General features: G+C 60.8%; 29 protein-coding genes. 25 read left to right on the forward strand and 4 right to left on the reverse strand.

Annotation, left to right across the window (positions count from 1 at the left end; translation table 11 throughout):
- The first annotated feature begins 12 nt into the window (after nucleotides 1-12).
- From NCS58_RS16640 to NCS58_RS16725, 18 genes are all read left to right on the forward strand, one after another.
- Nucleotides 13-603 (forward strand): hypothetical protein, encoded by a 591-nt coding sequence (locus tag NCS58_RS16640; RefSeq protein ID WP_250538693.1) that lies wholly within the window; start codon nucleotides 13-15, stop codon nucleotides 601-603.
- A gap of 27 nt (nucleotides 604-630) precedes the next feature.
- Complete coding sequence (locus tag NCS58_RS16645) at nucleotides 631-1044, forward strand: head decoration protein (protein ID WP_061163931.1); 414 nt, start codon at nucleotides 631-633, stop codon at nucleotides 1042-1044.
- Nucleotides 1045-1121: 77 nt separating this feature from the next.
- Nucleotides 1122-2168 (forward strand): major capsid protein, encoded by a 1047-nt coding sequence (locus NCS58_RS16650; RefSeq protein WP_250538694.1) that lies wholly within the window; start codon nucleotides 1122-1124, stop codon nucleotides 2166-2168.
- Between the two features lie 8 nt (nucleotides 2169-2176).
- Nucleotides 2177-2416 carry a hypothetical protein gene (locus NCS58_RS16655; RefSeq protein ID WP_061163933.1) on the forward strand — a complete coding sequence of 80 codons (240 nt, stop codon included), beginning with the start codon at nucleotides 2177-2179 and terminating at the stop codon, nucleotides 2414-2416.
- Between the two features lie 3 nt (nucleotides 2417-2419).
- Nucleotides 2420-2758, forward strand: coding sequence for a hypothetical protein (locus NCS58_RS16660; protein ID WP_250538695.1), 339 nt, complete (start codon nucleotides 2420-2422; stop codon nucleotides 2756-2758).
- Nucleotides 2751-3356: a hypothetical protein gene (locus NCS58_RS16665; RefSeq protein WP_250538696.1), complete on the forward strand. Its 606-nt coding sequence runs from the start codon at nucleotides 2751-2753 to the stop codon at nucleotides 3354-3356. Before NCS58_RS16660 ends, NCS58_RS16665 begins: the two co-directional genes overlap by 8 nt.
- Nucleotides 3357-3365: 9 nt before the next feature.
- Nucleotides 3366-3554, forward strand: coding sequence for a DUF2635 domain-containing protein (locus tag NCS58_RS16670; RefSeq protein WP_061117460.1), 189 nt, complete (start codon nucleotides 3366-3368; stop codon nucleotides 3552-3554).
- Nucleotides 3551-5044 (forward strand): phage tail sheath subtilisin-like domain-containing protein, encoded by a 1494-nt coding sequence (locus NCS58_RS16675; protein ID WP_250538697.1) that lies wholly within the window; start codon nucleotides 3551-3553, stop codon nucleotides 5042-5044. The genes NCS58_RS16670 and NCS58_RS16675 overlap by 4 nt, the downstream gene beginning before the upstream one ends.
- A 65-nt stretch (nucleotides 5045-5109) precedes the next feature.
- A complete protein-coding gene (locus tag NCS58_RS16680) occupies nucleotides 5110-5484 on the forward strand; it encodes a phage tail tube protein (RefSeq protein ID WP_250489982.1) in 375 nt (124 codons plus the stop codon).
- Nucleotides 5485-5487: 3 nt separating this feature from the next.
- Nucleotides 5488-6048 carry a phage tail assembly protein gene (locus NCS58_RS16685; RefSeq protein ID WP_250538698.1) on the forward strand — a complete coding sequence of 187 codons (561 nt, stop codon included), beginning with the start codon at nucleotides 5488-5490 and terminating at the stop codon, nucleotides 6046-6048.
- Nucleotides 6049-6238: 190 nt separating this feature from the next.
- The gene (locus NCS58_RS16690; RefSeq protein WP_250538699.1) at nucleotides 6239-7639 is read left to right on the forward strand and encodes a DNA circularization N-terminal domain-containing protein; all 1401 of its coding nucleotides are present in this window, start codon (nucleotides 6239-6241) and stop codon (nucleotides 7637-7639) included.
- Between the two features lie 3 nt (nucleotides 7640-7642).
- Nucleotides 7643-9250 carry a phage tail tip lysozyme gene (locus NCS58_RS16695; protein WP_250538700.1) on the forward strand — a complete coding sequence of 536 codons (1608 nt, stop codon included), beginning with the start codon at nucleotides 7643-7645 and terminating at the stop codon, nucleotides 9248-9250.
- Nucleotides 9250-10329: a phage baseplate assembly protein gene (locus NCS58_RS16700; protein WP_250538701.1), complete on the forward strand. Its 1080-nt coding sequence runs from the start codon at nucleotides 9250-9252 to the stop codon at nucleotides 10327-10329. Before NCS58_RS16695 ends, NCS58_RS16700 begins: the two co-directional genes overlap by 1 nt.
- A gap of 8 nt (nucleotides 10330-10337) precedes the next feature.
- Nucleotides 10338-10901 carry a phage baseplate assembly protein V gene (locus NCS58_RS16705; protein ID WP_250538702.1) on the forward strand — a complete coding sequence of 188 codons (564 nt, stop codon included), beginning with the start codon at nucleotides 10338-10340 and terminating at the stop codon, nucleotides 10899-10901.
- A 3-nt stretch (nucleotides 10902-10904) separates the two neighbouring features.
- On the forward strand, nucleotides 10905-12200 hold the full coding sequence (locus tag NCS58_RS16710) for a phage GP46 family protein (protein WP_250538703.1): 1296 nt from the start codon (nucleotides 10905-10907) through the stop codon (nucleotides 12198-12200).
- 31 nt (nucleotides 12201-12231) lie between these two features.
- Nucleotides 12232-13365, forward strand: coding sequence for a baseplate J/gp47 family protein (locus tag NCS58_RS16715; protein ID WP_250538704.1), 1134 nt, complete (start codon nucleotides 12232-12234; stop codon nucleotides 13363-13365).
- Between the two features lie 7 nt (nucleotides 13366-13372).
- The gene (locus tag NCS58_RS16720; RefSeq protein ID WP_250538705.1) at nucleotides 13373-13969 is read left to right on the forward strand and encodes a YmfQ family protein; all 597 of its coding nucleotides are present in this window, start codon (nucleotides 13373-13375) and stop codon (nucleotides 13967-13969) included.
- An 890-nt stretch (nucleotides 13970-14859) separates the two neighbouring features.
- Nucleotides 14860-15348 carry a tail fiber assembly protein gene (locus tag NCS58_RS16725; RefSeq protein ID WP_250538708.1) on the forward strand — a complete coding sequence of 163 codons (489 nt, stop codon included), beginning with the start codon at nucleotides 14860-14862 and terminating at the stop codon, nucleotides 15346-15348.
- On the opposite strand, the gene NCS58_RS16730 is transcribed toward NCS58_RS16725, so the two are convergent.
- Nucleotides 15332-16459 carry an acyltransferase gene (locus tag NCS58_RS16730; RefSeq protein WP_250538712.1) on the reverse strand — a complete coding sequence of 376 codons (1128 nt, stop codon included), beginning with the start codon at nucleotides 16457-16459 and terminating at the stop codon, nucleotides 15332-15334. The genes NCS58_RS16725 and NCS58_RS16730 overlap by 17 nt on opposite strands.
- 214 nt (nucleotides 16460-16673) lie before the next feature.
- On the opposite strand from NCS58_RS16730, the gene NCS58_RS16735 reads away from it, so the two are divergent.
- The 5 genes from NCS58_RS16735 to NCS58_RS16755 all read left to right on the forward strand — a co-directional run bounded on the left by NCS58_RS16735 (nucleotide 16674) and on the right by NCS58_RS16755 (nucleotide 19057).
- A complete protein-coding gene (locus tag NCS58_RS16735) occupies nucleotides 16674-17093 on the forward strand; it encodes a hypothetical protein (protein ID WP_250538718.1) in 420 nt (139 codons plus the stop codon).
- Nucleotides 17077-17634: a hypothetical protein gene (locus NCS58_RS16740; protein ID WP_250538721.1), complete on the forward strand. Its 558-nt coding sequence runs from the start codon at nucleotides 17077-17079 to the stop codon at nucleotides 17632-17634. Before NCS58_RS16735 ends, NCS58_RS16740 begins: the two co-directional genes overlap by 17 nt.
- A gap of 62 nt (nucleotides 17635-17696) precedes the next feature.
- A complete protein-coding gene (locus NCS58_RS16745; protein WP_250538723.1) occupies nucleotides 17697-17984 on the forward strand; it encodes a hypothetical protein in 288 nt (95 codons plus the stop codon).
- Complete coding sequence (locus tag NCS58_RS16750; RefSeq protein WP_250538724.1) at nucleotides 17956-18477, forward strand: glycoside hydrolase family protein; 522 nt, start codon at nucleotides 17956-17958, stop codon at nucleotides 18475-18477. Before NCS58_RS16745 ends, NCS58_RS16750 begins: the two co-directional genes overlap by 29 nt.
- 1 nt (nucleotide 18478) lies before the next feature.
- Entirely contained in the window at nucleotides 18479-19057 is a 579-nt protein-coding gene (locus tag NCS58_RS16755) for a lysis system i-spanin subunit Rz (RefSeq protein WP_250538728.1), read from the forward strand.
- Nucleotides 19058-19126: 69 nt separating this feature from the next.
- On the opposite strand, the gene NCS58_RS16760 is transcribed toward NCS58_RS16755, so the two are convergent.
- The 3 genes from NCS58_RS16760 to NCS58_RS16770 form a co-directional block, all read right to left on the reverse strand.
- Complete coding sequence (locus NCS58_RS16760) at nucleotides 19127-20254, reverse strand: acyltransferase (protein WP_250538732.1); 1128 nt, start codon at nucleotides 20252-20254, stop codon at nucleotides 19127-19129.
- A gap of 306 nt (nucleotides 20255-20560) precedes the next feature.
- On the reverse strand, nucleotides 20561-21379 hold the full coding sequence (locus tag NCS58_RS16765; protein WP_250538735.1) for a glycosyltransferase family A protein: 819 nt from the start codon (nucleotides 21377-21379) through the stop codon (nucleotides 20561-20563).
- A complete protein-coding gene (locus NCS58_RS16770) occupies nucleotides 21376-23352 on the reverse strand; it encodes a glycosyltransferase family 4 protein (protein WP_250538738.1) in 1977 nt (658 codons plus the stop codon). Before NCS58_RS16770 ends, NCS58_RS16765 begins: the two co-directional genes overlap by 4 nt.
- Before the next feature lie 826 nt (nucleotides 23353-24178).
- On the opposite strand from NCS58_RS16770, the gene NCS58_RS16775 reads away from it, so the two are divergent.
- The gene (locus NCS58_RS16775) at nucleotides 24179-24850 is read left to right on the forward strand and encodes a glutathione S-transferase family protein (protein ID WP_250538745.1); all 672 of its coding nucleotides are present in this window, start codon (nucleotides 24179-24181) and stop codon (nucleotides 24848-24850) included.
- Between the two features lie 78 nt (nucleotides 24851-24928).
- Nucleotides 24929-26566, forward strand: coding sequence for an ATP-binding domain-containing protein (locus NCS58_RS16780; RefSeq protein ID WP_061115938.1), 1638 nt, complete (start codon nucleotides 24929-24931; stop codon nucleotides 26564-26566).
- Nucleotides 26567-26569: the final 3 nt, after the last annotated feature.

Consider the following 26569-nt stretch of genomic DNA (forward strand, 5'->3'; position numbering starts at 1 on the left):
ATCGCGAGCGCGATGCCGTTCGCCCATTTCCTCGGGCTGCCGAGCGCGTCCGCGGCGTCGCCGAGCGCGGCCGCCCGCGCGGAAGAAGACGAGGATCGCAAGCAGCGCGAGGACGAGTCGGATGACGAGTACGCCAAGCGCATGGAAGAGCAGGACAAAAAGGACGAAGAGGCGCGCAAGGCCGAGCAAGAAGAGAAGGACAAGGAAGCGAAGCGCGCTGAAGAAACGGACGACGACGCTGAAGCCGACGACAAGGAAGACAAGGAAGAAGGCAAGCGCGCCGGTCGTGCAAAGGGCGCCCGCCAACGCGAGCGCGTGCGCTGTGCAGCCATCGTGGCCGAAGGCATGAAGCGAGGCATGGTCAAGCAAGCATGCGCGTTTGCGTTCGACACCAGCATGTCGGCGAGCGAGGCGATCAACGCGCTGTCGTTTGGCCAAGCTGAGCAAGCAGCTGCGTCTCCGTCGGCGCGCAAGCCCTCCCTCGACGAGCGTATGGCACACGCCCGTCCGCGCAACCCCGGCGATTCGGCACCTGCAGCGGCAGAGCCGACGATGGCCGAACGCATCATCGCGGCGGGCAAACTCCGTCGCGGCGAGCTTTAAATCCTCCCCACACCCGGAGAAACCCAGATGGCATTGACTCCTACCACGGTCGGGGAGAACCCCCAAGTCCCGTCGGCATCCGCACAGACGTTCGTTCCCGATCAACTGATCGCCGGTCCGAAGCAGCTGGTCACCCGCAACGTCACGATCACCGGCGGCCCGTTCGTGCGCGGCACGGTGCTCGGCAAGATCACGGCGAGCGGCAAGTTCACCGTCGCGCTGTCGGCGTCGTCCGATGGTAGCCAGACGCCGACGGCGATTCTCGCTGATTACGCCGATGGCAGCGCCGGTGACGTCGTTGCGGGCGTGTATCTCGAAGGCGAGTTCAACGTCAACGCGGTGACGCTCGGCACCGGCATCACGTCGACGGCAGCACAAGACGCGCTGCGCCCGCTCGGCATCCACCTCAAGTCCTCGGTCACGGCTGCTGACCCGAGCTAAACCCTCAATCGAACTGATGTGAAGGCCCCGCCACAGCGCGGGGCTTTTTCATTTGGGCCACACACTCGGAGAGAGCAATGCCCGGAAACTTGATTTACGACACCAACACCCTGGTCGGGGTTGTGCAGAACCTGAAGATGGCGCAGAGCTGGCTGCTTGACCGCTTCTTCCCGAACATGATCCCGGCAGACAGCGAATTCGTGTCGATCGATGTCGACGTTGGCAAGCGTCGCATGTCGCCGTTCTGCTCGCCGCTGGTCGAAGGCAAGCTCGTAGAGAGCCGTCGCTACCAGACGAACACGTTCAAACCGCCCTACATCAAGGACAAGCGCGCGCCGGATCTACGCAAGCCGGTCCGTCGGATGATTGGCGAGCGCATCGGCGGCGAGCTTTCGCCCGAGGTCCGCGAGCAGATGAACCTCGAGTTCGAACTCAACGACCAGATCGATATGCTCACACGCCGCATGGAATGGATGGCGGCGCAGGTGCTGATCACGGGTACGCTCACGGTATCCGGTGAAGGCTTCCCGACGACCGTCATCGACTTCGGTCGCGATGGTTCGCTGACGATCGCGCTCACTGGCGGCGCGCAGTGGACGGCCGCGAACATCACCGCCGGTACGGCAAATCCGACCGGCAACATCGAGACGTGGCAGCAGCAGATCCTGAAGTCGTCGGGCGCAGTCGCAACCGACATCGTCTTCACCCCGAAAGCGTGGAATGGTTTCAAGCTCGACCCGACGCTGAAGGGCGCGATCTACTATCCGGCGTTGGGGCAGAACGGCAACGTCGTGAACGTAGGCGCACAGATTCAACGCGGTGCCGTTTCGAAGGGCGTGTGGGGGCAGTACAACCTCTGGCTGTACAACGACTGGTACGTCGATGACAACAACGTCGAGCAACCGATGCTTCCGGACGGCTCCCTCATCATGACGGGCCCGGATCTCGACGGCACCCGCGCGTTCGGTCAGATCATCGACCCGGCGTTCAACTATGCTTCGCTGCCGTTCGCGCCGAAGACGTGGTTGAAGGACGATCCGGCCCAGCGGTTCCTGATGATGCAATCGGCCCCGATCATCATCCCGAGCCGCGTCAACGCCGCGCTGGCCGCGACCGTCGCGTGAGGTGACTGATGGCTACCAACGAAAAGATGGTTGAAGCCGTCGTCGCGCGCAATCGCACGATCCACGACCAGCTGAAGCCGAACGAAGAGCCGGTCATCAAGACGGCCGGTCAGAAAGTTCGACTGCCGGAGTCGGAGGTGAAGCGCTTGCGTGATCTCGGCTTTCTCGTTCCCGAAAAGGTCGAGGAAGTGAAGCTCGAAGGCGCGCAGATCACCGGCGGCCAGGTGTCGATCAACGAGTCGGAGTGACCGATGGACTGGGATGGCATCGTCGACGGCAAGATCCTCGGTCCTCTGATGGCGCAGTTCGGGACGGCGATCACCTATATGCCGGTCGATGGGGGTTCGTTCCAGATCACTGGCGCTTACGACAAGGCGTTCTTCGGAGTCGATCCGGTCAACGGGTCGACCGTCGTCACGCAGCAGCCTACGGTGGGGATTCAGGTCTCGCAGTTCCCCGTTGAGCCGCAGCAGTACGACACGCTGATGATCAACAAGACGGGCGAGCAGTGGCAGGTACGTGAGGTTCATCTCGACGGCCACGGCGGCGGACGCCTCATGCTCAACGTTCCAGGACAGACCGATGCCTGATCAAACCGGCCGCGCGCAATTGCGCGGCGTTCTGCTCTCGATCTTGCAGACGATTCAGGGCGTGACTGTGTATTCGCCTGGTGACTGGAATGTCGCGACGCCCAAGCTGCCCGCCATCAAGTTGCGGCCGGCGAAGGAGCGGAAGCAGTCCAACGGCCGAAATGGCCCGACGGCGTTCACGACGGTCGCGGCATTCGAGATCAAGGCAGAGGTGTCGGCTGCGTCCGGTCCTGCAGCGCTCATCGCGCTCGAGACGCTCGGCGCGGAGATCGAAGAGGCGGTCTTCAAGAGCATTCCGTTGCGTCGCCTCGCGCAGGACTTCCCTTTCTGCGACACGGAAACGGAAGTGACCGCTGATGGCTCGACGCACGTGGGCGGCCTTTCGATCCTTCTGGGCATCGAGTTCGTCGAGACGTTCTATCCAGACATCAACACGCAGTTGCTCGAGATTGACCTGACGGCCGACCTCACGAACGTCGCCGATCCGAACGGCACTTATCCGAACCCGCCATTCCCCGACGCTGTCACGCCGGCCCCGCGCACGCAGGGCCCGGACGGGCGCGCGGAAGGCGAGGTCAACGTTCAATTTCCTCAATAGGAGCGACGAATGATCGTCAAACCTGCACCGGGCCTCAAAGTGCGGCATCCGGTTACGAAGCAGTTGCTGCCGGACGAAGGCATCGAAGTGCCGGACGGCGACATCTTCTGGACCCGCGTGCTCAATGACGGCGACGTCGTTCTCGCGGACAACGCGGCCCTGCCCGCACCGAAGCAGTCGGGGAGTGACGCAGAATGACCATTCCGTTCAAGCAGATCCCGCAGAACATCCGCACGCCGCTGTTCTTCGCCGAGATCGACAACTCGCACGCGAACTCCGCAGTTGCGAACCAGCGCGCGCTGCTCATCGGCCCGATGACGTCGGCCGGCATCGCGACGCCGAACGTGCCGCTCATCTCGTCGGGCACGGGCGACGCGAACGTCCAGGCTGGCGCGAACAGCGTGCTCGCACTGATGACGGCCGCCTATCGCCAGAACGATCAGTTCGGCGAGCTCTGGTACCTGCCTGTGCAGGACGCGGCGGGCGCGGTGGCGGCGTCCGGTACGATCGCGTTCACTTCGGCGCCGACGGCGAATGGCACGATCTCGCTGTATATCGCCGGTCAGCTTGTCACCGTTCCGGTAACGGCAGGCCAGACGACCGCGCAGATTGCGACCGCTGTCGCTGCGGCGATCAATCTGATTCCGTCGATGCCCGTTACAGCAGCCGTATCGACGAGCACCGTGACGCTGACGGCCGACAACAAGGGCCTGGTCGGTAACGACATCGACGTCCGCTTCAATTACATCGGCACGACGGCTGGCGAGGCGCTCCCGACCGGTCTCGCTGCGACGATCACGGCGATGGCGGGCGGTACGACGAACCCGACGCTCACGACAGCGATCGGCAATCTTCAGGATATGCCGTTCGACTTCATCGCGTGCGCGTTCACCGATACGACGTCGCTCGACGCGCTGAAGGCGTTCCTGAACGACTCGACCGGCCGTTGGAGCTGGCAGCAGCAGGTGTACGGCCACGTGTTTGTCGCATACCGCAGCACGTGGGCCGGTCTCACCACTTTCGGCACCTCGCGCAATAACCAGCACGAGTCGATCATGGGCTTCAACGACTCGCCGACGCCGGCATGGCAATGGGCTGCAGCAATCGCGGCGGTGACCGCGGTTAGCGTACGCGCCGATCCGGGCGTGCCGATGCAGACCGTCGCGCTGACGGGCGTGCTTGCGCCGCCGCTGCAATCGCGCTTCAACCTGAGCCAGCGCAACACGCTGCTTTATGACGGCATCGCAACCTTCACTGTTAGTGACGACGGCACGGTCGCGATCGAGAACCTGATCACGAGCTACCAGACGAACGCGTTCGGGCAGCCGGACAACAGCTATCTCGAAGTCGAGACGATGTTCCTCCTCGCGTACGTGCTGCGTCGCCTGCGCACGCTGGTGACGTCGAAGTATGCGCGCGTGAAGCTGGCGGCGAACGGCACGCGATTCGGACCGGGCGCCGGTATCGTGACGCCGAACATCATCAAGGCTGACCAGATCGCCGAATACCAGGCCATGGAGTACGAAGGCTTCGTGCAGGGAAGCGATAAGTTCGCTCAGTCGATCATCGTCGAGCAAAACGCGCAGAACCCGAATCGTGTCGACGTCCTCTGGCCGGGCACGCTGATCAATCAGTTGCGGATCTTCGCGCTGCTCGCGCAGTTCCGGTTGTCTACCAGCCAGACGTAAGCAGTTCGCCAACGCTGTGAGCCGCCCAAGACAGGGCGGCTTTTTCTTTTGTGGAGAAGCCAACGATGGCGAACAACACGAATTTCATCGCCGGCACCGCGTATATCACGATCGACGGCGTCAACTACCAGCTCGAAGGCGAGTTGCGGTATGACGTCGGCACTGTGACGCGCGAGTCGCTGTCCGGCCAAGACACGGTGCATGGCTTCAGCGAGAAGCCGAAACCGCCGTCAATTTCCGCATCGATTCGTGATTCAGGCGGCGTCAGTCTTGCTGCGATCAACGCGATGCGCAGCAATACGGTCGTCCTCGAGCTTGCGAACGGCAAGACGATCATCGGCCGGACCATGTGGACTGTCGAAGCGCAGGAAGTCGACACGACCGAAGCGAAGTTCACGGTCAAGTGGGAAGGCCTGCAAGGTTCGGTCACGGAGCAGTAATCGATGAGCGACACAAAAACCATCCAGTTGCGCAAGGCGCTGAGCTACGGCAAGGGCGATCAGGCCAAGACAGTCGACTCGATCACGCTGCGGGAGCCGACCGCAGGCGAATACGAGAAGGCGGAAAACGCGGCCGGCGTGTACGGGCTCCAGATCGCTTTGATCGCGCTGCTCAGCGGCGTACCGGTCGACGTGATCGACCAGATGTACACGAGCCAGATCGACGAGGCGGCCGACTTCATCGGTTCTTTCGGCAAGGAAGCGATCAGCGGCATGAAGGCGAGCGCCGACGAATTCGAGCTCGTTCTTCAATCGCCGGTGAAGCTCACGGCCGACGACAGCCCGCTAAATGTCGCTTCGCTCGAGTTGTGCGAGCCGACGAATCAGCAGAAGCGCAAAGCTTCGGCCGCCGGCGGCACGTTCGCGTCGAGTATCGCGCTGATCAGCATCGTGTCCAAGGTGCCGAAGAACGCAGTGCGCGCGCTGACCGCGCGCGACTTCATGGCCGCGTGCGCGTACTTCAACGGTTTTCAGCTTCGGCGGACAGCGGACTCGGACGACTGATTGCCGCCGTGACGGCTGTTCCGGAAGGCTGGGATGACGTCCTCGCGGAGTTGACGCATTTCATGCGGTGGGGGCCGAGGGACGTCGAAAGCATGACGGTTTCCGAGACTTTGCGCTGGCTCGACCAGGCTAAGCGAATGAAACAACAGATTGGAGCAAAGGCATGAACATTGGAGGCGGCGCAGGCGCAGTGCTCGGCACCACCTCGGGCATCTCCAATCTGGCGAGTTCTCTGGCCGCGCGACTTGGCGGCTCGGCGGGATCGTACTTCGATCAGTTGCGGCCCGCGTCATTCCGCGGCGTGCCGTTCGTATCGCTTGGTGGCGAAGGCGGCTTCGGTCGCCGAAACGAGTTGCATGAATATCCGCTGCGCGACACGCCGTGGGTCGAGGATCTCGGGCGCGGCACGCGCCGATTCCGCGTCTTCGGGTTCGTCGTTGGCGACGACGTCATCGCGCAACGCGACCTGCTGATCGCAGCCTGCGAGAAGGAAGGCGCAGGCTCGCTCGTGCACCCGACATATGGTCGGCGCGACGTCAGCCTGATGGATAGCCGCTGGATCGAGCGGTGGGAGAAGGGCCGGTACTTTGAGTTCGAGTTCGAATTTATTGAGGGTGGGCCTCGTGTCTTCCCAGCGACCTCAGTGGCTGGCGGCAGCCTTGTCGAGAGTGCGGCGAGTGGCCTGAATGTCGCGGCCGCTCTCAATTTCGCACGGACGGCGCTGACCGCCATCGCGTACGGCGCGGCGGTGCTTGGGTCGGCGGTGAGCACGGCCGTCGGCTGGTACACGGCTGCGAAGAATTTCGTTGGCGACGCGCGGAACCTGTTCCGGCTTCTGACAAACCTGCCGGGTGACTTTGGCCGATTTGCCGGCAGCGCCACGGTGCCGACGTTCAGCAAGTTTCCGAGCTCGTCCGTCGATACGAGTGGCGCGACCGTCGAAAGCCTCACACAAGCGGCAACTCTTGCGCGCGCGAATCTCGACACAGCGTCCGCGGCGCTCGACTCGGCGGCGAGAAATCTGGACGCGTCGACGATCGACGACTTCACTGCCGCGGTGCAGGGCGTTACGAGTGCGATGCTGGCGGCGACGCCGGATCCCGCTGATTCGATGCGCTTGCTGACGTCGTTGGCGGGCTACGAGCCGAGCGGCGCGACAACGGCATCGACAATCGGCACTGCAATGGCGACGCTGCAATCAGCGTGCTCCGATCTCTTCCGGCGCTCGACCATCGCTTCGATTGCAGTGGCAGCATCGAATTACGAGCCAACGTCGAGTGACGATGCGGCACGCGTGCGCAGTCAAGTGCTCGATCTAATCGACGCTGAGATGACTGTATCGGGCGATCAAGGCGACGATGAGACGTATGAGGCTCTCCGATCCCTGCGCCAAGCTGTTGTGTCAGATCTGAATCAGCGCGGCGCGAGTCTGCCGGCCATGCGGACCTTCGCGTTCGCGACGCCGTTGCCGTCTCTGACGCTCGCGAATCGCATCTATCGCGACGCGTCGCGAGCGGATGAGCTGGTCGCGCAAGCAGATCCGGTGCATCCCGCGTTCTTTCCTACAAGCTTCAAGGCACTGGCTACCTGATTCATGGCAAACAACCTGACGATCGTTATCTCCGCGCTCGACAGGACGGGGGCGGGTTTCGCTTCGGCGAACCGGAACCTTCGTGCCATCGATCAGGCGATGATGCGCACGACGCGCTCTTCGCAGCGCATGACGGCAGTGCAAAGCTTCGTGACCGGAGCGACGCGCGCAAGCGCGCTCAGCGGCGCATTGCTCGCTGGCGTTGTTGGCGCAGCCGCGCTCGTCACGTCGAAGATCCTTTCGATCGAATCGGCATGGGCAAACACCGTGCGCAGCGTCAGCAACAAATCGCTGACCCTCGGTATCGATGCCAAGCAACTGTTCGGCATCCAGAATGCTGCAAAGTCGGTCGGCCTGAGTGCCGAGCAGGCGACGTCTTCGGTCGAGGGCGTGACGCGCGGGTACTACGAGTCGACGCAAGGTCGCGATCCGCAGAAGCGGATGATCTATCAGGCGTACGGCATCAACGGGCTTGACGATCGCGGCCAGTTCAGTTCCGAGCGTCTGCTCGAGCAGATCGCTGCGGCCGGCGAAAGCGTGAACAGCCGGAACGGTCCGCTCGCGCGTCATCGCCTCTTTGAAGCGCTCGACGCCGGTGGCTTGGAAGATCTGCTCAACAAGGGCGCCGGCGGTGTGCGTGACCGCTACGCGCGCGGCGTTGCGCTCGCACCCAGCGAGGACGATATTCGTCACGCGAACGACTACGCCGAGGCGATGTCGAGACTCGACGCGCAGTTCGACAAGACGAAGCAGACGATACTCGGTGGCCTCGCTCCGGCGCTGACGAGCTTTCTGGAGGGCGTCGAGCGCGTCATCGCGCGCGTGAACGGGCAGGACTATGTGCCGACGCGCTGGAACAGCAGCAGCTATGTTCCCGCTTCGTCGCCGGATGCCCCGCCCGCAGCGAATCTCGGCGACCGCGCAATCGATGGGCTTGAGAAGTTCGGCAACTTTTTGCGAGGGAACGGCGCGCTCACGAACGCCCAGGTTGGCGCCGAGCCGAATGCCAACGTTCCGGCCGCCGTCTCGTTCTTCGAGTCGCGCGGTTGGACGCGTGCGCAGGCAATCGGGATCGTCTCGAACCTGCAGCACGAGAGCGGCATCGATCCGGCGGCAAGCGGCGATAACGGCAAGGCGTACGGCATCGCGCAGTGGCATCCCGATCGCCAAGCCGCGTTTCAGCAGTGGGCGGGGAACTGGATCGGCAATTCGACGCTCGAGCAACAACTCGGGTTCGTCGATTATGAACTTCGGCGGGGCGGTGAGCAGCGCGCGGGTGCAGAGTTGGAAATGGCTCGTACGCCCGGTCAGGCGGCCGATGTCGTTTCGCGGCTGTACGAGCGGCCTGCCGCGGCAGCTGCAGAAGCCGCAGCACGTGCTGCGACCGCAAATCGCATCGCCGGCCTCTATTCAGGTGGACAAGGGACGGATGCGGCGCAGCAAGACGCGGCGCCGGCGCGTTCGGACGGCGAGCTTCGCGTGAAGGTAGAACTTGGCAACCTGCCGAAGGGCTCTCGCGCTGAAGTCTCGGGCACGCCGAACGTGAAATCGACGGTGGAGCGCGGCTCGACCGGCTCAACTAGTCAATTCGCACTCGGAGCGACGTACTGATGAATTCGCTCGTTGTGACGCTGCCGGAGTCGAAAATCTCGATCACCGGATGGACGGCTGCGCGCGTGACGCGCTCGATTGAAAGTTGCACGGGATCATTCGTGCTGGAAATGACGGAGCGGTTTCCGGCCGAGGTCGACGAAACATCGCTGATCGGTGGTGCGCCAATTCAGATCGCGATCGATGCAGACAATCTGTTGCTGACGGGGTATGTCGATACAGTCGAATACATCATCACGCCGCACGAGCATATGGTTCGCGCGACGGGGCGTGGACGGTGCCAGGATTTGATCGACTGCAGCGCGCCGGTCTACAGCATTTTGGCGAACAGCCGTATTGATGCCGTCTGTCGCGACCTTGTCAAGAAGTTTGAGATTGAGGTCGTGGTCACGGCGAGTCTCCAGGCGGTGATCGACGACCTGCCGACGATTCCATTTCAGCTTATATCCATCACAGAGACGCCGTGGGAAGTGATAGAACGATGCTGCCGGTATAACGGCGTTCTCGCGTTCGAGCTCGAAGACGGATCGCTGTGTCTTGCGATGGCAGGCGATGACTTAGGCTCGACGGGACTTGAGCTCGGCAAAAACGTCGAATCTGCTGTGTCTGTGAAGAGTTCGCTAGGCAGATTTTCAAGCGTATCCGGCGTGTTGACCAACTACAACAATGCGACGGACATCGGCGTGAATCTGTTGCCGGAATACACAGCGTTCGATCGCGGCGTGAAGCGGTGGCGCACGAAGTACATCGTGTCAGAGCAGCCCGCGTCAGATCGAACATATCTTCAGCGTCGTGTGGATTGGCAAGTCGCACGCGCTTACGGTATGTCCCGTCAGGTTCGAGTGCTGGTCGACAGTTGGCTCGATGCAAGCGGCTCGCCGTGGTACTTGAATTACCAGGTGCCGGTGACGATGCCATTGCTGAAGATTCCAGAGAAGACTCTGCTGCTTATAACTGAGACGACGTTCATTCTTGACGAGCACGGAACACATACCGAGTTGTTGCTCGCGCCGCGGCAGGCATTTCTACCCGAGCCGCTCGTACTGCAACGCATTGATCCGGACATCGCTCCGGAATAGGGATTTCGATGCATGACGCACTGAACTCGCTGGCGCGGCGGATTCGTCTGTTCGTGAGCCGCGCGGTGATCTCGTTCGTCGACGACACGCGAACGGTCCAGTACCTGCAGGCGAGGATCAACGCGCTTGAGACGGTCGGTGACATTCCGCGCTACGTAGAGTACGGGCTGTCATCGAATCCGCCGCTCGGCTCCGAGGCGCTGATCGTTTTCGGAAATGGTGAGCGCACGAACGGCATCGTCATCGCCACGTCGAACGCGAAGTATCGCGTGACGGCGCTGGCGAGCGGCGAGGTCGTGATGCACGACAACACGGGACAGAAGGTCTATCTATCGCAGGCGGGCATGGTGCTCGACGGTGGCGGAAAGCCTGTGACGATCACGAACACGCCAGAGATCGACGCTGATACGCCGTTGCTCAAATGCAAGGGCGACATCATCGACAACTACGAAACGAATACGCGGACGGTCGCGGGCATGCGAGCAGTTGCCAACTTGCATACGCACCAGATCGTCAACGTGCAGACGGGAGGCAGCACGATCAATACGCAGCCGCCGACACAGCCGGAGTAATAGATGTCCGACATCAGCATCGTCTGGGACGCCGCGAACAGTCGCGGCGACTGGTCGTTCGAGCCGTTCGCGGTCGCAGGTCTGCAGGTCAATGTCGCGGGCCCTGTTCCATTCGGCTATGGCGACGGCATGACGACGCAGTTCGGTTTGATGACAACGGCCGGAGCGATCAGCGCGATCCTGTCAGCGCAGATCTTCCGCAACGACTGGCAGGGCAATCAACTGCTGTATGCGACGCCGCGCACGAACGGGCTGGGACAATCCGAGAATCTATCGGCTAGTTGGACGATTACACGCGCATCGCTCACGCAACCAGGGTTGCAAACGCTGCGTGGTTCGCTCGCCTATAAGCTCGTTGAGGATGCGAGCGCAACGACGACGCACTTCATACAGCGCACGTCGACAGGCACATTCAACATCGGCGACATCGCCTGTGTGTCGGCGTTTGTGCACGCTGGCGAGCGCACGCAGCTCAGGCTAGGGACATCGGCGAGCGGCGGCTTCGCTTCGACGTCAATCATCGCCGACTTGAACGCGCAGACGACCACAACGTTTTCCGGATCGCCGTTCGCGTCAGGAGTTGTGGCGCTCTCGGCGGGCTGGTTTCGGGTGTGGTGCGCAGTGCAAGCGACATCGAGCGGCGCGGCCACTGTGCAATGCATTCTCGCCAATGGCGGCACGTCCAGCTATACCGGAGACGGCGCGAGTGGCCTGTATGTCGATGCCGTTCAGAGCGAACTCGTGTCAGCGTCAGCGCCCGGGCCGACGAGCTACATCCCGTGTCCGACGACCGCTGCCGCCACGGTCACGGATTACACGCTGACATCAAGTGGCGCGCTGGCTCTCGCTGTGGCGCCGCTTGCTGGGGCGATGCTTTCGTGGTCCGGCGCATATGTCTCGAATGTGGTCAGTGGCGGCTATCTCGAAACGGGGAACGACCTGCAGACCGCTGTCCTGCTGAGCCTCTTTACCGACCGTGTCGCGAACGCCGACGACGTCATCCCGGACGGCACCGGAGACCCGCGCGGCTGGTGGGGCGACCTCGACGAGGACAGCCCAATCGGCTCGCGGCTCTGGCTGCTCGATCGGTCAAAGCAGACGCAAGAAGTGCTCAACAACGCGCGCGATTACATCGTCGAGGCGTTGCAATGGCTCGTCGATGACGGCGTCGTTGCGAGTATGGATGTTCAGACGGAATGGACGCGCGCCACGTTTCTCGGCGCGCAGATTACGCTCTATCAACCGGCCGGGCCTAGCGTCTCTCTGACGTACGCATGGGCATGGCAACAGCTCACCTGATATGCCATTCCAACGAAAAACGCTTTCCACCTTGATCAACGAGGTGGCGGCCGACATCAATTCGGCCCTGCAGGGTGCCGATGCGCTACTGCGATTCACGGTCCTGAAGGTCGTCGGGAAGATTCAAGCTGGTATGTCGAATCTCCAGATGGCGTATTTGGACTGGATCGCGAAGCAGGCGGTCCCGTTCACGGCCGAAGACGAGTATCTCGAAGGTTGGGCCGCGCTCAAAAAGGTGTATCGAAAGGCTGCGACGCCTGCGCAACTGACAGCGATGTTTTCCGGCGTAACGGGAACAGTGCTCAATGTTGGGACGCAAGTCGTCCGCGGCGATGGCGCGACATATACGACTGCCGCAACTGCGACGGTGGACGGATCGGGCGCCCTATCGGTGACGATCGTTGCGACATCGGCGGGGTCGGCGGGAAACGCAGATGCGGGCACGACCGTAGCGCTCGGCGTCGCGGTGTCGGGATTGCAGTCGTCGGGAACGATCACGGGCACAGTCGCATCCGGCTCAGACGTCGAGGATAACGACGATCTTCGCACCCGAATGCTCGCCGCGTACCAGAACACGCCGCAAGGTGGCGACCTGAACGACTATGTCGGATGGGCGCTCGCCGTGCCCGGCGTCTCGCGTGCATGGTGCGCGCCGAACGGTTTCGGCGCCGGAACTGTTGTGATCTACACGATGTGGGACTCGGCCGAAGCTTCTCACAACGGCTTTCCGCAGGGAACGAACGGCTGCTCGCAGTACGACAAGGGCCCGGGCGGCACGCCGCGTGGCACAGTGGCAACCGGTGATCAACTTGTTGTCGCCGACACCATCGTCAACGAACAGCCGGTCACCGCGCTCGTTTATTCGTGCGCGCCCGTTGCTAACAACCTGACGTTCACTCTGTCGGGGCTGACGGGCACGTCGACCGCGACCCGCGCGGCGATCTCCGCAGCAATCTCCGACGTCCTGTTTCGGAATGGCGATCCTCGTGCGGGCACCATCAATCGATCGGACATCGAATCCGCGATCGCCTCTGTGTCCGGTACGAGCGGCTTCGTCATCACGCTTGTACAGGGCGTCGTTGGTGTGACGACAACGACGTATCCAGGGAACCTCACAAGCGGCTTCGGTCAGTTGCCGGTGCTCGCCGGCGTGAACTACGTTTGAGGCGTCCATGCTTGCACCGAACTTCAAGTCGGCGGATTTTCTCGTCGCGATGCAGGCGTTGTTGCCGCGCGGCCGCGTATGGCCGCGTGATCCGGATAGTGTCCAAGCGAAGGTCCTTTCGGGGCTCGCGCCGTCGTACGAGCGCCAGACCGCCCGCGCAAACTATCTCTTGGTCGACTCGTTCCCCGCGACGACCTATGAACTTCTGCCGGACTGGGAGGCGACGCTTGGTCTTCCGGATCCCTGCGCGGGCGTCGCGCCAACGGTTCCGGCGCGGCGCGCGCAGGTTGTCGCGCGGCTGAGCAACCTCGGCGGCGCCTCAACTCCATATCTGATCGGTTTCGCGGCGAGCCTCGGCTACACCGTGACGATCACGCAGTACACGCAGGCGCGCGCGGGCATGCTGCGAGCCGGCCAGCCGTGCTGGGGATACGACTGGAATTTCGCCTGGAAGATCACAGCGCCGATCAACACGGTCGTGCGCGCTGTCGCGGGCGCAATGGCCGCTGGCGATCCACTGTCATCGTGGGGCAACAAAGTCCTTGAATGTGAATTCCGCGCGTTAATGCCTGCCCACACCGTTCCAATTTTTGCATACGCATAAGAGGCCAATCACATGTATCGAATCGACGACCCGACGGCAGCGAATTCGCTTCCTACGCCGGAATCTGCCGGTACGGAGGGGTATTTCACCGAGGGAAATCCGACGTCTGGCACGCCCGCGACGAACGTCCGCGGATCGTGGTTGAACATGATTCAGGAGGAACTTCGAGCGGTGGTCGTTGCCGGTGGGCTTACGCCAAGCAAGACCATCTACACGCAGGTTCGCGATGCGATTAAGGCGATGGTCGGATCTGGGCGATTGCTGCGCGTCACTGTTTTTTCAACGCCGGGCACGTCGACGTTCACCCCTGGGGTTGGTACCAACGCTGTCAGGGTGCGTGTGCAAGCGGCAGGCGGAGGTGGTGGTGGCGCACCCGCGACGACATCGGGTCAGGTATCGATAGGCGCGGGAGGAGGGGCGGGCTCCTATGGTGAAGGATATTTCACGAGCGGCTTCAGCGGCGTCACTGTAACCGTGGGCGCTAAAGGCACTGGCGGAACCGGTGCTGCTGGATCTAATGGCGGAGCGAGCTCGTTCGGCGCCCTAGTATCCACCAACGGAGGAGCCGGCGGTGCGATCGGGGGACCTTCTGCGCCACCGTTCTCATCTATCAGCACGAGCGGAGCTAGTCCGGGCAGCGGCGGCTATCTCAATGTCGCCGGCGGCCCAGCCGGGACGGCGTTCGCCATCAGCACTTCGGGCTTCAACGGTAGCCAGGGTGGGAACTCCACGCTAAGCGGCGGTGCTGGAGCGGTGGCAAACGGATCGGCTGGGTCGACTGCGGCTGGTTTCGGCGGTGGTGGTGGCGGTACCGGGACAAGTGGCGTCTCGTCTTCCCTAAAAGGCGGAGACGGTGCTCAAGGAATTGTTATCGTCGAGGAATTCGCATAATGAAGACATACGCACAAGTGATCGATGGGCGTGTTCAGGAGGTTATTCCACCGGAAACATATGAGGCACCCGATCCGGCGCTCCAAGGGCAGATCGATCCCGACCTTTGGCTGACGATAGCGACGCGTGCCGGCAGCGAGATTCCGCTCGAGGCTCGGTTCACGCCCGAGTTTTGCGCGAGCTGCGTGGACATCACTGATCTCACTCCGCCGCCTGCGGCCGGTTGGCTCTACGACGGTAGCTCGTTTTCGCCGTATGTGCCGCCCGTTCCGACACCCGCTGAGATCCTCGCCACGAACACAACAGTGCGCGACGCATTGCTAGCGAATGCCGCGCTCGTGATCGCTCCGCTGCAGGATGCAGTCGATCTTGAGGTGGCGACCGACGCAGAGACGGCACTTCTTAGGCAATGGAAGCAATATCGAGTTGCTGTGAATCGACTCGACCTGACAGCACAAAATGTAGCTTGGCCTACGACTCCGGCCTAACGTTGCGGGATCGCGGCGACGGGTGTTCTATTGTCCTTCGCCCCACGATCCGCTTCGCCCATGCCCTGCACGGTGTTTCCACATAGCGATACAGCATGTCGCTGAAGGCGATGATGATGAGAGTCAGACCAGCTTGCGCCATGATCTGCCACACGTGGGGGGAATAGCCGTAAAACGTATGATTCATGAAGCGGTCGGCCCAATCGAGGACGACCGCGTGAATCATATAAATCGAGAAGCTAATTTCGCCTAGGTGAAGCAGAGGCTTGGCTGACAGCACCTTCGACAAAGCACCCCGCTGATGAGCAAAGACGATGATGATTAAGCCCATTGAAGGTGCAAATACACCCCCGTCCTGAATCGCGGTGGGGAGAGGAGCGATGATCTTGTTGGAGACAACAAGCAAAAGAAGAGACACAATTTCAAGAGATGTCCATAAAACTTTATTGGGCGAACTCTCTGCCTTTTGCAGTTCGAACCATAGGAACAGTTTCGCCAGCAACACACCTTGAACGAATCCAAGGACCCGTACATAAGGGCTGATATATAGCAACCACCAGCCAAAAGAATAGGCCTGCGTTTTTCCTATGAACGGCACCGATATCGCGAGGCGAAGTGCAGACACTGCCAACCAGCACGCGATCAGGGCCACGCTGGATCGCGAAATCCGCAGTCGGTGGATTGCAAATACGATGAACGGGAACGCAGCATAGAAGAACAGTTCGTCTGCGACCGACCATGATGGCCCGTTCAGAGCAAATACCTTCTCCCCTATGGGAGCATAGGACTGCATCGCGAGGACAGAAGCTGTAACGTGTGCCGCACCATAAGGCCATTCGCTTCCGATCCACAGTATGGCAGCGAGCGCTGCGGTCAGTAGATAGATTGGGTAAAGGCGTGCGACACGTAAGACAAAGAAACGCTCGATGTCCCGTCCGTTTAGGTTTGCGAAAGTATTCGAGTATCCATACGTCAGGATAAAGCCGGAAAGAATAAAGAAGAACTCAACCGCTGTGGATCCGCCGCCCTTCATCAAGTGCATGTGCTGCAAAACAACTGCGATCGCTGCGAAAAATCGCAACGATGTCAGCGGTAATAGTTGAGGGCTCATTCGGGCATTTCCGGCGGCGTTGTAGTTTAAGTCGTTCTGCCTAATCACATCCCGGCACGAGCAGAAGATCGGGTCGGTGGGGCCTCACACTAGGGCCGCGCGCGATTTTACCATTCCACAAATTTCAGTTTGCGCGCATCAAATTATCGCTGGCCACTCTCGCGGGTGGCTTTTTTATGCCCGGGTGCCCGGCCAATGTACGAGGGAAAGCCAGATGTCGGAGTTCTGGAACGAGGGCGTCAAGTCGATTGTGACTGCTCTCGGGAGCGTGGGCACGTTCTGGGTCGGCGGCCGCATGTGGCGACAGATCGATCGCAGACGGCAAGCCGAGAGCGAAGGCGAGGCCAATATCGTCAAGGCCGACTCCGCTGCGCAGGTTGAGGCGATCGCTCGTTTTGAGCGACTCGCGACGTTGGCCGAAGAGCGAGCCGGGCGTGCAGAGGCGCGCGAGCTGCTCGCGGTGCAACGGGCGGACCGTGCTGAAGAATTGATGCGCTCTGCGGAACAGCGCGCCGATGCTGCAGACCGCCGCGCGCAGCGCGCGGAGGCGGAGGTGCTTGAACTGAAAACCAGAATCGAACGCCTTGAAAGGGCGATCGAGAACCGGAGGGAGTCAGATGTCTCGCGTTCGTGACTGGCGGTGGTGGGTGATGGGCGCATGTCTTCTTGGCGGCTTGGCGGGCGTCGCAGCGGTCGGCTTCTTTATCGGGCAGTGGGGGATGTCGGTGGAGCGTGCGAATTGGACGAAGGAGCGCGCGGCTTACATCAAACGGTTCCCTGAGGTGCGCGCTGAGACGCGAAACGCATGCGTCGCCGAATACGAGAGCAAGGTGCAGCAACTGCAGCAGCAGAACCAGCAGAACATCCAGGCCATGTCGGATCTCCGGTCGCTAATCACCGATACGCACGATGTCGCGCAGTACACCCTGCGCTTTCTGGGCGACCGCGCGAAGCTGACGGATGCGCGGCAGGCTGCTCTGATCAAACAGACTCGTCAAGCCGCTGCAGCCGCGACGGTAGCAGCTCAGAAGACAGAAGCCGTTGAGCAAAAGGTTGCAGTCGCGGCGACGAAGGCTGACGAAGCGGCAAACACCGCGAAGGCAGTCGACAAGAAGTTAGAGACGGCCACGCATCCTTCTCTGCCTGCGCAGCCTTGGGCGGGAAGTCGGCGATAAGCCAACACACGCTTTCACATCCGAACCCGGCCGCGCGCCGGGTTTTTCTTTTCAGAGGCCCTATGAACCTCAAGCTTCGCCTGGTCGATGACGCGGCCAAGGTGCACACGTACTCGTCGACGATCATCGCGGCCGGGCTCGGCGCGATCTCCGCGGCCTCTCCATTCATCGAAGCGGCATGGACCGGTATGCCAGACGAGGTGAAGTCGCTCCTGCCTGACAGTTGGCGGCTCGCAATCGCGATCACGGTCGCCTGCCTCGCAATCATCGCCGCGCGCTATACGACAACGGCTCCGAAAAAGACTTCGACTGAGGCGGCCGATGGCAACGCAAGCGCAGCAGCCGAGTAAGCGGCCGGGCAAGAAGACACTGGCCGCGACCGTTGGCGCGGCCGCTGCCGCGGCGCTCGTCGCGCTCACAGCTTCTCAAGAGGGCGTGTCGCTCAAGCCATACAACGATCGGCTCGCGAACAACATCCAGACCGTCTGCTTCGGCGAGACGAATGTGGAAATGCGCGCGTACACGCTGCCCGAGTGCAAGTCGATGCTCGGCGACAGCCTCGCGGACTATGCGTCCGCCGTGCGCGACATCACGCCGGGCTTCGACTCGCTGACCGACGGGCAGAAGGTTGCCGTCGTGGATCTCGCCTACAACATCGGCGTGCCGAATTACAAGGGATCGACGCTGCGCAAGCGCTACATCGCACGCGATTTCCCTGGCGCATGCGGCGAGTTCATCAAGTGGCGCTTCGTCGCCGGGAAGGATTGCGCGATCGCATCGCATCGTTGCGGCGGAATCGTGACGCGTCGCCAGCTCGAGGCGCAAGCCTGCCGAGGGAACTGACATGTCTCCATACCTCATCACAGGAATCATCGCGGGCACTCTTGGCATAGCGCTCGGCGGCGTTGCAGTTCACACCGTCGACGCCACGAGGATCGCAGCCGAGCAGACCGCTCGCGCGCACGACAACGAGATCAGCGCGCAGAAGCTTCAGGCGGTATCCGACGCGGCCGCCAGCGCGGCGCGCGCGGCGATCGCCAAACAGAACGACGCGGCGACGCTGATCGCGGCGCTCGACACGCAACTCAATAAGGAGAAGGCCTCCCATGATGCCGACAACGCGAAGAATCGCGCTGCTATCGCTGATGGCGCTCGCCGGCTGCGCGTCGCAGTCACCACCTACACCCCCGCAGGCGGTGGCAACGCCGCGGATCCAGGCACAAGCGCCGGCGGCGTGGGCGATGGTGCCGGTGGCACAGCCGAGCTATCACCTGCGTTTGGATCAGCTCTTTTCGGGATCGTCGATGATGCCGACGGCGACGCCCGCGCAAAAGCCGAATACCTCCAGCACTACGTCTGCATCCTCCAGCAGCAAGGAGTGATCGCGGGCACTTGCAGCTTCACGACCACAGCGAAGGAATGACGGCATGTCATCGAATTGAGGCTCAGCGCGGCGTTCAAATTAGCGGCAAATGCGATGGCGCAGAATGGTTCAGGCGTCTTTCGTTGGGCTGTTGATCGACGTAACGATAATTGATGTTGGTGAAGTGAGGGCTGGTCGCGCGCGTAGCGCTTTGCTCGCTAGCCTATGACCAAGTCTATTAGCTGGCGTTTCTAAAATCAGCCAACTCAGTTCCGCGCAGATGACCGTAGCTAAAGTTAGCAGCATCCAAAGCGGCATGACGTCGAGCATCTTGTACGGCAGGCCGCCATCGAATTCACGTGCGTTCGCCCACAAAAGCCACATGACCGGGTGCCAGACGTATATACCGAAGCTGACCTTGCCGAGGTGCCGGAAGAATCGATTTTGGAGAACTCGTACAAACCAACTTCCGGGAAGCATCGCTGCACCGAGAATGCCTGAAAAAAAGATGTTTCCAACGGTCATTTGAGCCACCGCGGGCTTTAGCGCGAACCATGCAATGCCCACAGACTGACCTATGAAGAGAATGCCACCCGTTGCAATCATGATGCGGATGTATCTCATGAACCATTTAGTATCGCTCAGGCAAAAAACCACAGATCCCCAGAGAAAGGCATCTGCGCGGGTAGACAGTAAGAATCGTGGATCGACAAATTTTCCGTAGTGCCCAACGGCTACTTGCAGCAGCAGAGTAAAAGACAACGCGACGACGAGCGCACGTATAAGGTTACGTCTAAATACCCATACGAAAGCTGGAAAGATTAGGTAGAACTGCATCTCGACAGCTAGCGACCAGTAGTGTCCAAGATACGGAAACCATAGGCCGGTTCTAACCGTGTAAAAATTTGAAATGAATAGCAGATTGTCCCGATAGAAGCCAGGCGGAAGAGGTTCGACCGAGAGTATCCCCACGATTGCAATAACAGCGTATGCGAGCGGCACGATTCGAAAGCATCGGGCCAACAAAAACGCCCCGAAACCGCTCCCAAACGAGTTCGCGACAAAATATTTCTCTTTCAACGACTTTGTGATAAGAAAACCACTAAGGACGAAGAATAAGTGCACGCCGATGATGGCCCAATCAACACCGATCTTGCGGAGGACAGAATCGGCGTTCGCATAGTGAGTGACGACCACGCAACCTACGGCGAGTGCACGTAGACCATCAAAAGCTTCGATATGTTGGCGCGAAGACATTTTGGTTTAGGTGCCTATGCGAAGCACCTTCCGAGAAGTTACTGAAATCCAGACCCGGCGACTGTTCCAGTTTAATGTCGGAATCCGATCCGGTTGAATATGACGGGCCAACCGACGCGGAATCTATGCTACGTGCTTGTTCTTAGCGGCGATTTGGCGAGCGGAAGACCAAGAAGCCTTCGGGCTTCGTCCTTCACATCATCTGAACAGAACAGACCCAAATCATCGATCTCAAGAAGACGGTAGAGGAAAGCCTTCAACTCAAAGAGAGTTGGTTCTCCGCTACGCATGTTGAGTGATTGTTCGTTATCTCGTGCGGACACTTTCGATGCCTTTCTTGTTGAGTTTGGTAGGGTAATGAAAATTGGGTGAGATGCCTGGCGGAAAGTGCGGCAGAAGTCCCTCGACGGCATTCTGCTGCCCAAGCGACCCACTGTCCTTCACTCGGATGAGGTGGACGGTATCGCTTACCACCAAGTGCGGTACGCCGTCCCAGACAGTTTCGACGTTCCACGACCAGTCCTCGATCCCAAAGCCCGTGTTCTTGTCGATGGCCTTATAGGGATACTTCAGATGCGTTGCCTTGGATGCAAAGACATTCGCGGACCAGAGGTTCTCTAACAGTAGCGAGTTCCTGTCAAAGCCCGGGTCAGTACTTGCCCGATGGAAGAAGTGGAATGACTGGGACGCCGGGTTTTGATTTTCTGTGACTGAGTGGCGGTCGTAATCGCTCGCGTAGAAGTAATACAGGGATTCCGGATGCCATATTGCTGATTCCGGCGCGCCGACTTCGGTCGCTGCCCGATGGGCGCGAATCAACCATTCGTCGCCCCACAGGTCGTCGCCATCGAGGAAGGCAAGGAATTGACCGGAGGCAGATTTGACCCCAGCATTCCGAGATAGGCCAAGATCACCGCAGGCAACCTGCTCAATGTCATCGAGCCAAGCACCTGCCTGATGTACAAGCTTGTGCGTGGCGTCATCTGGCTTGTCCATGATGGCGCGGGCCTCGACGCGTAATCCATCGTCGCGCGCCCGCTCGACGAGCGTTCTCATACTGGACAAAGCCGGTAGAGCGTAGGCACCCTCGCGGTGAAACACAACGCTGACAGTTATATCGATCACTGCACATCTCCGAAAATCCGTTTTACCGCGGCGGCATATGCGTCAGGCGAGTGTTTAGAAAGTGCTTGCTCGCGAGCTAGCAAAATCATCTTCGCAACTTCTGCGGGAGCAGTTGAAGACAGCTCCTCTAGGCTCTCGGAGAAGCGCGATGCGGTCTCGGAGTCCGTCACTCCATGCGGCACGAAAAATACTGCATCTTCAGAGAAGGTGTCTTTCAAGCCGCCCACGTCCGCCAACACCATTGGCAGCGCATGTTGACTGATCTCCAATACAACGTTCGGCATGCCCTCAAAACGGCTCGTGAAAACGAAACCGTCATAAGCGGAAAGGTCGACGCTGTTCATATCGGCGATGACCCCTTGATACTTGACGTTCGGCAGGCGCAGCCCTTGTTCCTCGAGGGGATCCTGAATCGGGCCGAAGATATGGAATTTGTCGTCGGGGCGTCGGGATGCCAACTCGCCGAGGATTGTCGTTCCCTTGAACGGTTCGACCCTCGAAATCCAAGCCCATTTTCGAGTACGAAAGGAGTGAGCATACCGCTTCAGGCGTCCATCGAGTCGTCTGCGAAAAACGTCTTCTTCGGCCGGAACGATCTGCGCGGAAAGCGCGATCACACCGTGATCGGACAGAGGTCCCCACATGTCGACAAGAAGCTTGGCCATTGGTTTGTTGTCCGTCAGCGCAGTCGAGAACGCCATCGTTCGATATGGATAGCGAGCACCGTACGGAGCACCCAAGCCGTTGAGGCCATGACTGAAGAAAGTGCAGAAGATCTTGGTGTTGGCCGACATTCCTCTGCCGTACCGGGCAACAGCGTCTAGGCCGACTCGCGAGTTGTTGACGATCAGCGTCTCAGGCCGAATGCTGTTTAGGAAGCGTGCGAACACGTTCACGTTCCCATGGCCTGGCCCGCTGATTTCTGGCCAATGGAGCACCTGCACATCCAGGAGAGGTGCGAGAATCTCGAGCTCCTCCCAGCCGTCAGACTCCTCTTGAGTCTGATCCGTTACAAGCACGAGCACGCGCTTGCCGAACTGCTTCGAGAGTACTCCGACGAGATCTGCAACGTACTTCTCCGCACCGCCGGCGAGGAGGAACGGTGTGCACACCACGACGTCAGGGCGAGCCCCGACCGCTTGATAGACACTACTGGGTGACACCCCGGCGCGGGCCATGATGTCCGGCGCGTCGAATTCGCGTATCGATGCGATGCAAAGCGCTCCCGGCGCCAATACAGCACTGTCGAACTGAGCTTGTTGCATGATTTGCTTGACAGCGGATGGTCCGAGGCATTTCGCCCTGAAAGCCACGGTGACACCGCGCCATACAAACTTTTTCCAGAAATCATCAAGGACACGTGTCGCCGCATCGCCGATCATGACGCCGACGTAAGGCGAAAACACTCTGCCTTCGAGAACCCCGTGGTCGAGCCAATGCTCTGTAGGGTCCTCGCCGGATCTTTCAATGTCCGGATATGTTCTGAGGTAATTTTCTCGATCGAAATGCTTATCGACGAAATCAAGAAAATCGAGATCGTGAGCGTTCGTCGCCAATCGGGCCGTTGATGCGGTAAAGCGAGCGCCGGCACGCGCGCTGGATAAGTGCCGCGTCTCGGTGACAACGATGGTCTTGTTCTTCCAAACAAAGGACCGTCGGTGAGGGGACGCGGTTAAAGTGTCACCAGGCCGATCGAAAACCTGAACATAGAGGTGGGAAGCCAGTTTGCGTCCTTCCCAGACTCCATGCTTCAACCAGTGGTATATCGGGTCTGCTCCTGCGGTCGCGACGTCCGGATTTGTGCGTCGGTATTCCGCCTCATCCAGCGTGGAAGCAACGAAAGCGACAAAGGCCTCTTCTTGAGGCGAGGCGACGAAAGACCGCTTCAACCGCGTCGTCGTTGCGCCCGTCCCCAGTAATCCCGAAAAAAGTCGCTTAATTTTGCGCTTTGGAACAAATGTTGAAACACCCATGTTTTTCTCGCTACAGCTCAACTTGGTGCACCGGTGCACCAGACCGCGCGCAGTGTAACAAATTACTTAATATTTTTCATTGTTACCGTCGGTGAAATGGAACACGAAAAAGTCGGTATTTTTTTCGCTTTGTAATCTTGGAGAAGGAGACGGCGACCTTCGTATCCGCGCAGCCTATCGTGAACTTACACGCCTATCGTTGCTCACCGGTGGACATGATCGGCGGTAGCCGCGGGAAATACACGTCGCACCGCTCGTGATGAGCGGTGGCGCTCCGCCGAGGACAATCTGCCAGTTCGGCGCCGAGGTCTGTCATCGGGAAGTCCTCTCCGAGCCGCGCAACTAGCTTGGCGACTCGATACCGGCCTTTGCGGTCGCATCGAGAGCACGCGATGTCGATGTGGCTCACGCGGGCGGCGAGCTCGCCCAGCAGAATGCTTCCGTTCTTACCCATCGCAAGCCGGGACCTGATCTTCTGCAGCCGCGATCCATTGCGGTTGCTCGTATTCGTCGTCGTAGTCGTTGACGATGCAATCGCAGTCTCGGCACATCCACCGATCAGGCCTATCGCCGACCGCAGGCTGAAATCCGTCGCGCGCGAGCCGCCTCGCGCAGACCGGGCACCACATCGTCGTCATTCTGTCTCGTTTTCCGCCGCGCATTGTTGCACGCTCGACACTGTATGGATGAACAGTATATGTCGAGATGCGCTCAGCGCGACCCAGAATATTAGGAAAGGCCGTCTAGAAATATTAGGAGCCGGATTTTCATGACGTGCGACACTCCTGCTGTGCAAGGCTTTCCGGGCTGAAAACAGCCTCTCGTCATGCTGACCGTCCATCATCTCAACAATTCCCGCTCGCAGCGCGTGCTGTGGATGCTGGAAGAACTCGGCGTCGAATATGAACTGAAGCGCTATCAGCGCGACCCGCGGACGATGCTCGCGCCGCCCGAATTGCGCGCGGTGCATCCGCTCGGCAAATCGCCGGTCGTGACCGTCGACGGCATGACGCTCGCCGAATCGGGGGCGATCATCGAATATCTCGTCGACCGCTACGGCAAGGGCCGTTTCTCGCCGCCGCCCGGCACGTCGCCCGAACGCGTGCGCTACAACTACTGGATGCATTACGCGGAAGGCTCGGCAATGCCGCCGCTCTTGCTCAAACTCGTCGCGCGGCGGCTGGAGAGCGCGAAGATGCCGTTTTTCGCGAAGCCGATCGCGCGGCGCATCGCGCAGACGATGCAAAGCAGTTTCATCGATCCGCAACTGCGCTTGCACTTCGGCTATATCGACGCCCAGCTCGCGAAGTCGCCGTGGTTCGCGGGCGAGACATTCACCGCCGCCGACGTGCAGATGAGCTTCCCGCTCGAAGCCGGCAGTGCCCGTGCCGGCGCGAAGTCGATGCCGCATATCCGCGCGTTTCTCGAACGCATCCACGCGCGGCCGGCATACCAGCGCGCGCTCGCGCGAGGCGGCCGATACGATTACGCCAGTTAGCCGTTCGGCCGACTGCCGGCATGCGAGAGGCGTTGCGTACAATGAGTCGCACGCAACCACTCAGCCCAAAGGCGACGCATGGCCCGTATCGTTCCCGATGACTGGAAGAATCTCGAAGCGACCGGCGCGGCGGCGCGCGAGCTCGAAACGCTCGCGCTGCTCGAAAAATTGCCCGACGACTACACGGTGTATCACGGCGTTCACTGGACGCGCGTCAACGAAGGCTTCTCCGTGTTTGGCGAAGCGGATTTCGTCGTCGTTGCGCCGTCGGGGCGTGTATTGATGATCGAACAGAAGGCGGGCTTTCTGCGCGAAACCGGGCAGGGTCTCGTGAAGGTCTATCTGCAGAAGGAACGCAACGTCGCCATTCAGCTCGCGCGCACGCTGGAGAACCTGCACCGGCGCTTCACCGCGGCGTTCGGCGCGGGCACGTACCGGATCGAGGAATTGCTGTATTGCCCCGACTACACCGTGAAGAACGCGGCGATTGCGGGCGTCGCGCCCGCGCGCATCGTCGATGCGAGCCGCAAGTCGCAGCTTGCGCGCGTCGTGCTGGACATTCTGCCGCCCGATGAGCCCCGCTTCGAATCGGCGGCGCGCATCCATCATTTTCTCGCCGATGAACTCTCGCTCACGCCCGACACCAATGCGCTCGTCGGCGCGGCAAACACGCTCGTCACGCGGCTGTCGGGCGGGCTCGCGACCTGGGCGCGCCGGCTGGAATTCGAACCATTTCGCCTGCGCGTGATCGCGACCGCCGGCGCGGGCAAGACGCAGCTCGCCGTGCGCGTGATGCGCGACGCGCTCGCGCAAGGCAAGAGCGTGCTCTACGTATGCTTCAACCGGCCGCTCGCCGATCATATCCGCGCCATTGCGCCGAAAGAGGCGAAGATTGCGAACTACCATCAGTTGAGCGCGGCCGTCGCCCGTGACGCCGGCAGCCCGCCCGATTTCAGCCAGCCGAACGTTTTCGCGACGCTCGAAGAACGCTTCGCCGCCGTGCCGGTGCCTGAACAGTGGAAGACGGACGTCCTGATCGTCGATGAAGGCCAGGACTTTCAGGCGGCCTGGGTCGAAGCGCTCGAGCGCCTGCTCAATCCGGACGGCGCGTGGTGGTGGCTCGAAGATCCGATGCAGAACCTCTATCTGCGCGAGCCGGTGCCGCTGCCGGGCTGGACCATCCTGCGCGAGACCACCAACTACCGCAGTCCGCGCGACCTGCTCGGCTTCATCCGCAAGATCGTCGGGCCGGATGTGCGGCTCGACGCGGGCAGTCCCTTCGACGGCTCGGACGTGAGCGTATCGACCTACGAGGACGGGCATCCCGAGGAAATCATCGAGGCGACCAAGCGGGCGATCACGCATGCGCTCTCGCTCGGCTTTCGCAAGCAGGACATCGCGGTGCTGTCGTTTCGGGGCCGCGAGGGCTCGGCGCTCACCGCCGTCGATCAGCTCGGCCCGCACCGGCTGCGCGCGTTCACCGGCACGTATGACCTGTTCGGCAACCCGGAGTATCGCGAGGGCGATGTGCTGCTGGAATCGATCTATCGCTTCAAGGGGCAATCCGCGCCGTGCGTGATCCTCACGGAAGTCGATTTCGAGGCGCTCGACGAGCAGGCCGCGCGCAAGATCTTCGTCGGAGCGACACGCGCGACGATGAAGCTGATCGTGGTCGCATCCGAACGCGCGGCCCGGGCCATCGACGCGCTGCAGTAGCGC

Source organism: Caballeronia sp. INML3B, assembly GCF_023631305.1.
GTDB lineage: Bacteria > Pseudomonadota > Gammaproteobacteria > Burkholderiales > Burkholderiaceae > Caballeronia > Caballeronia turbans.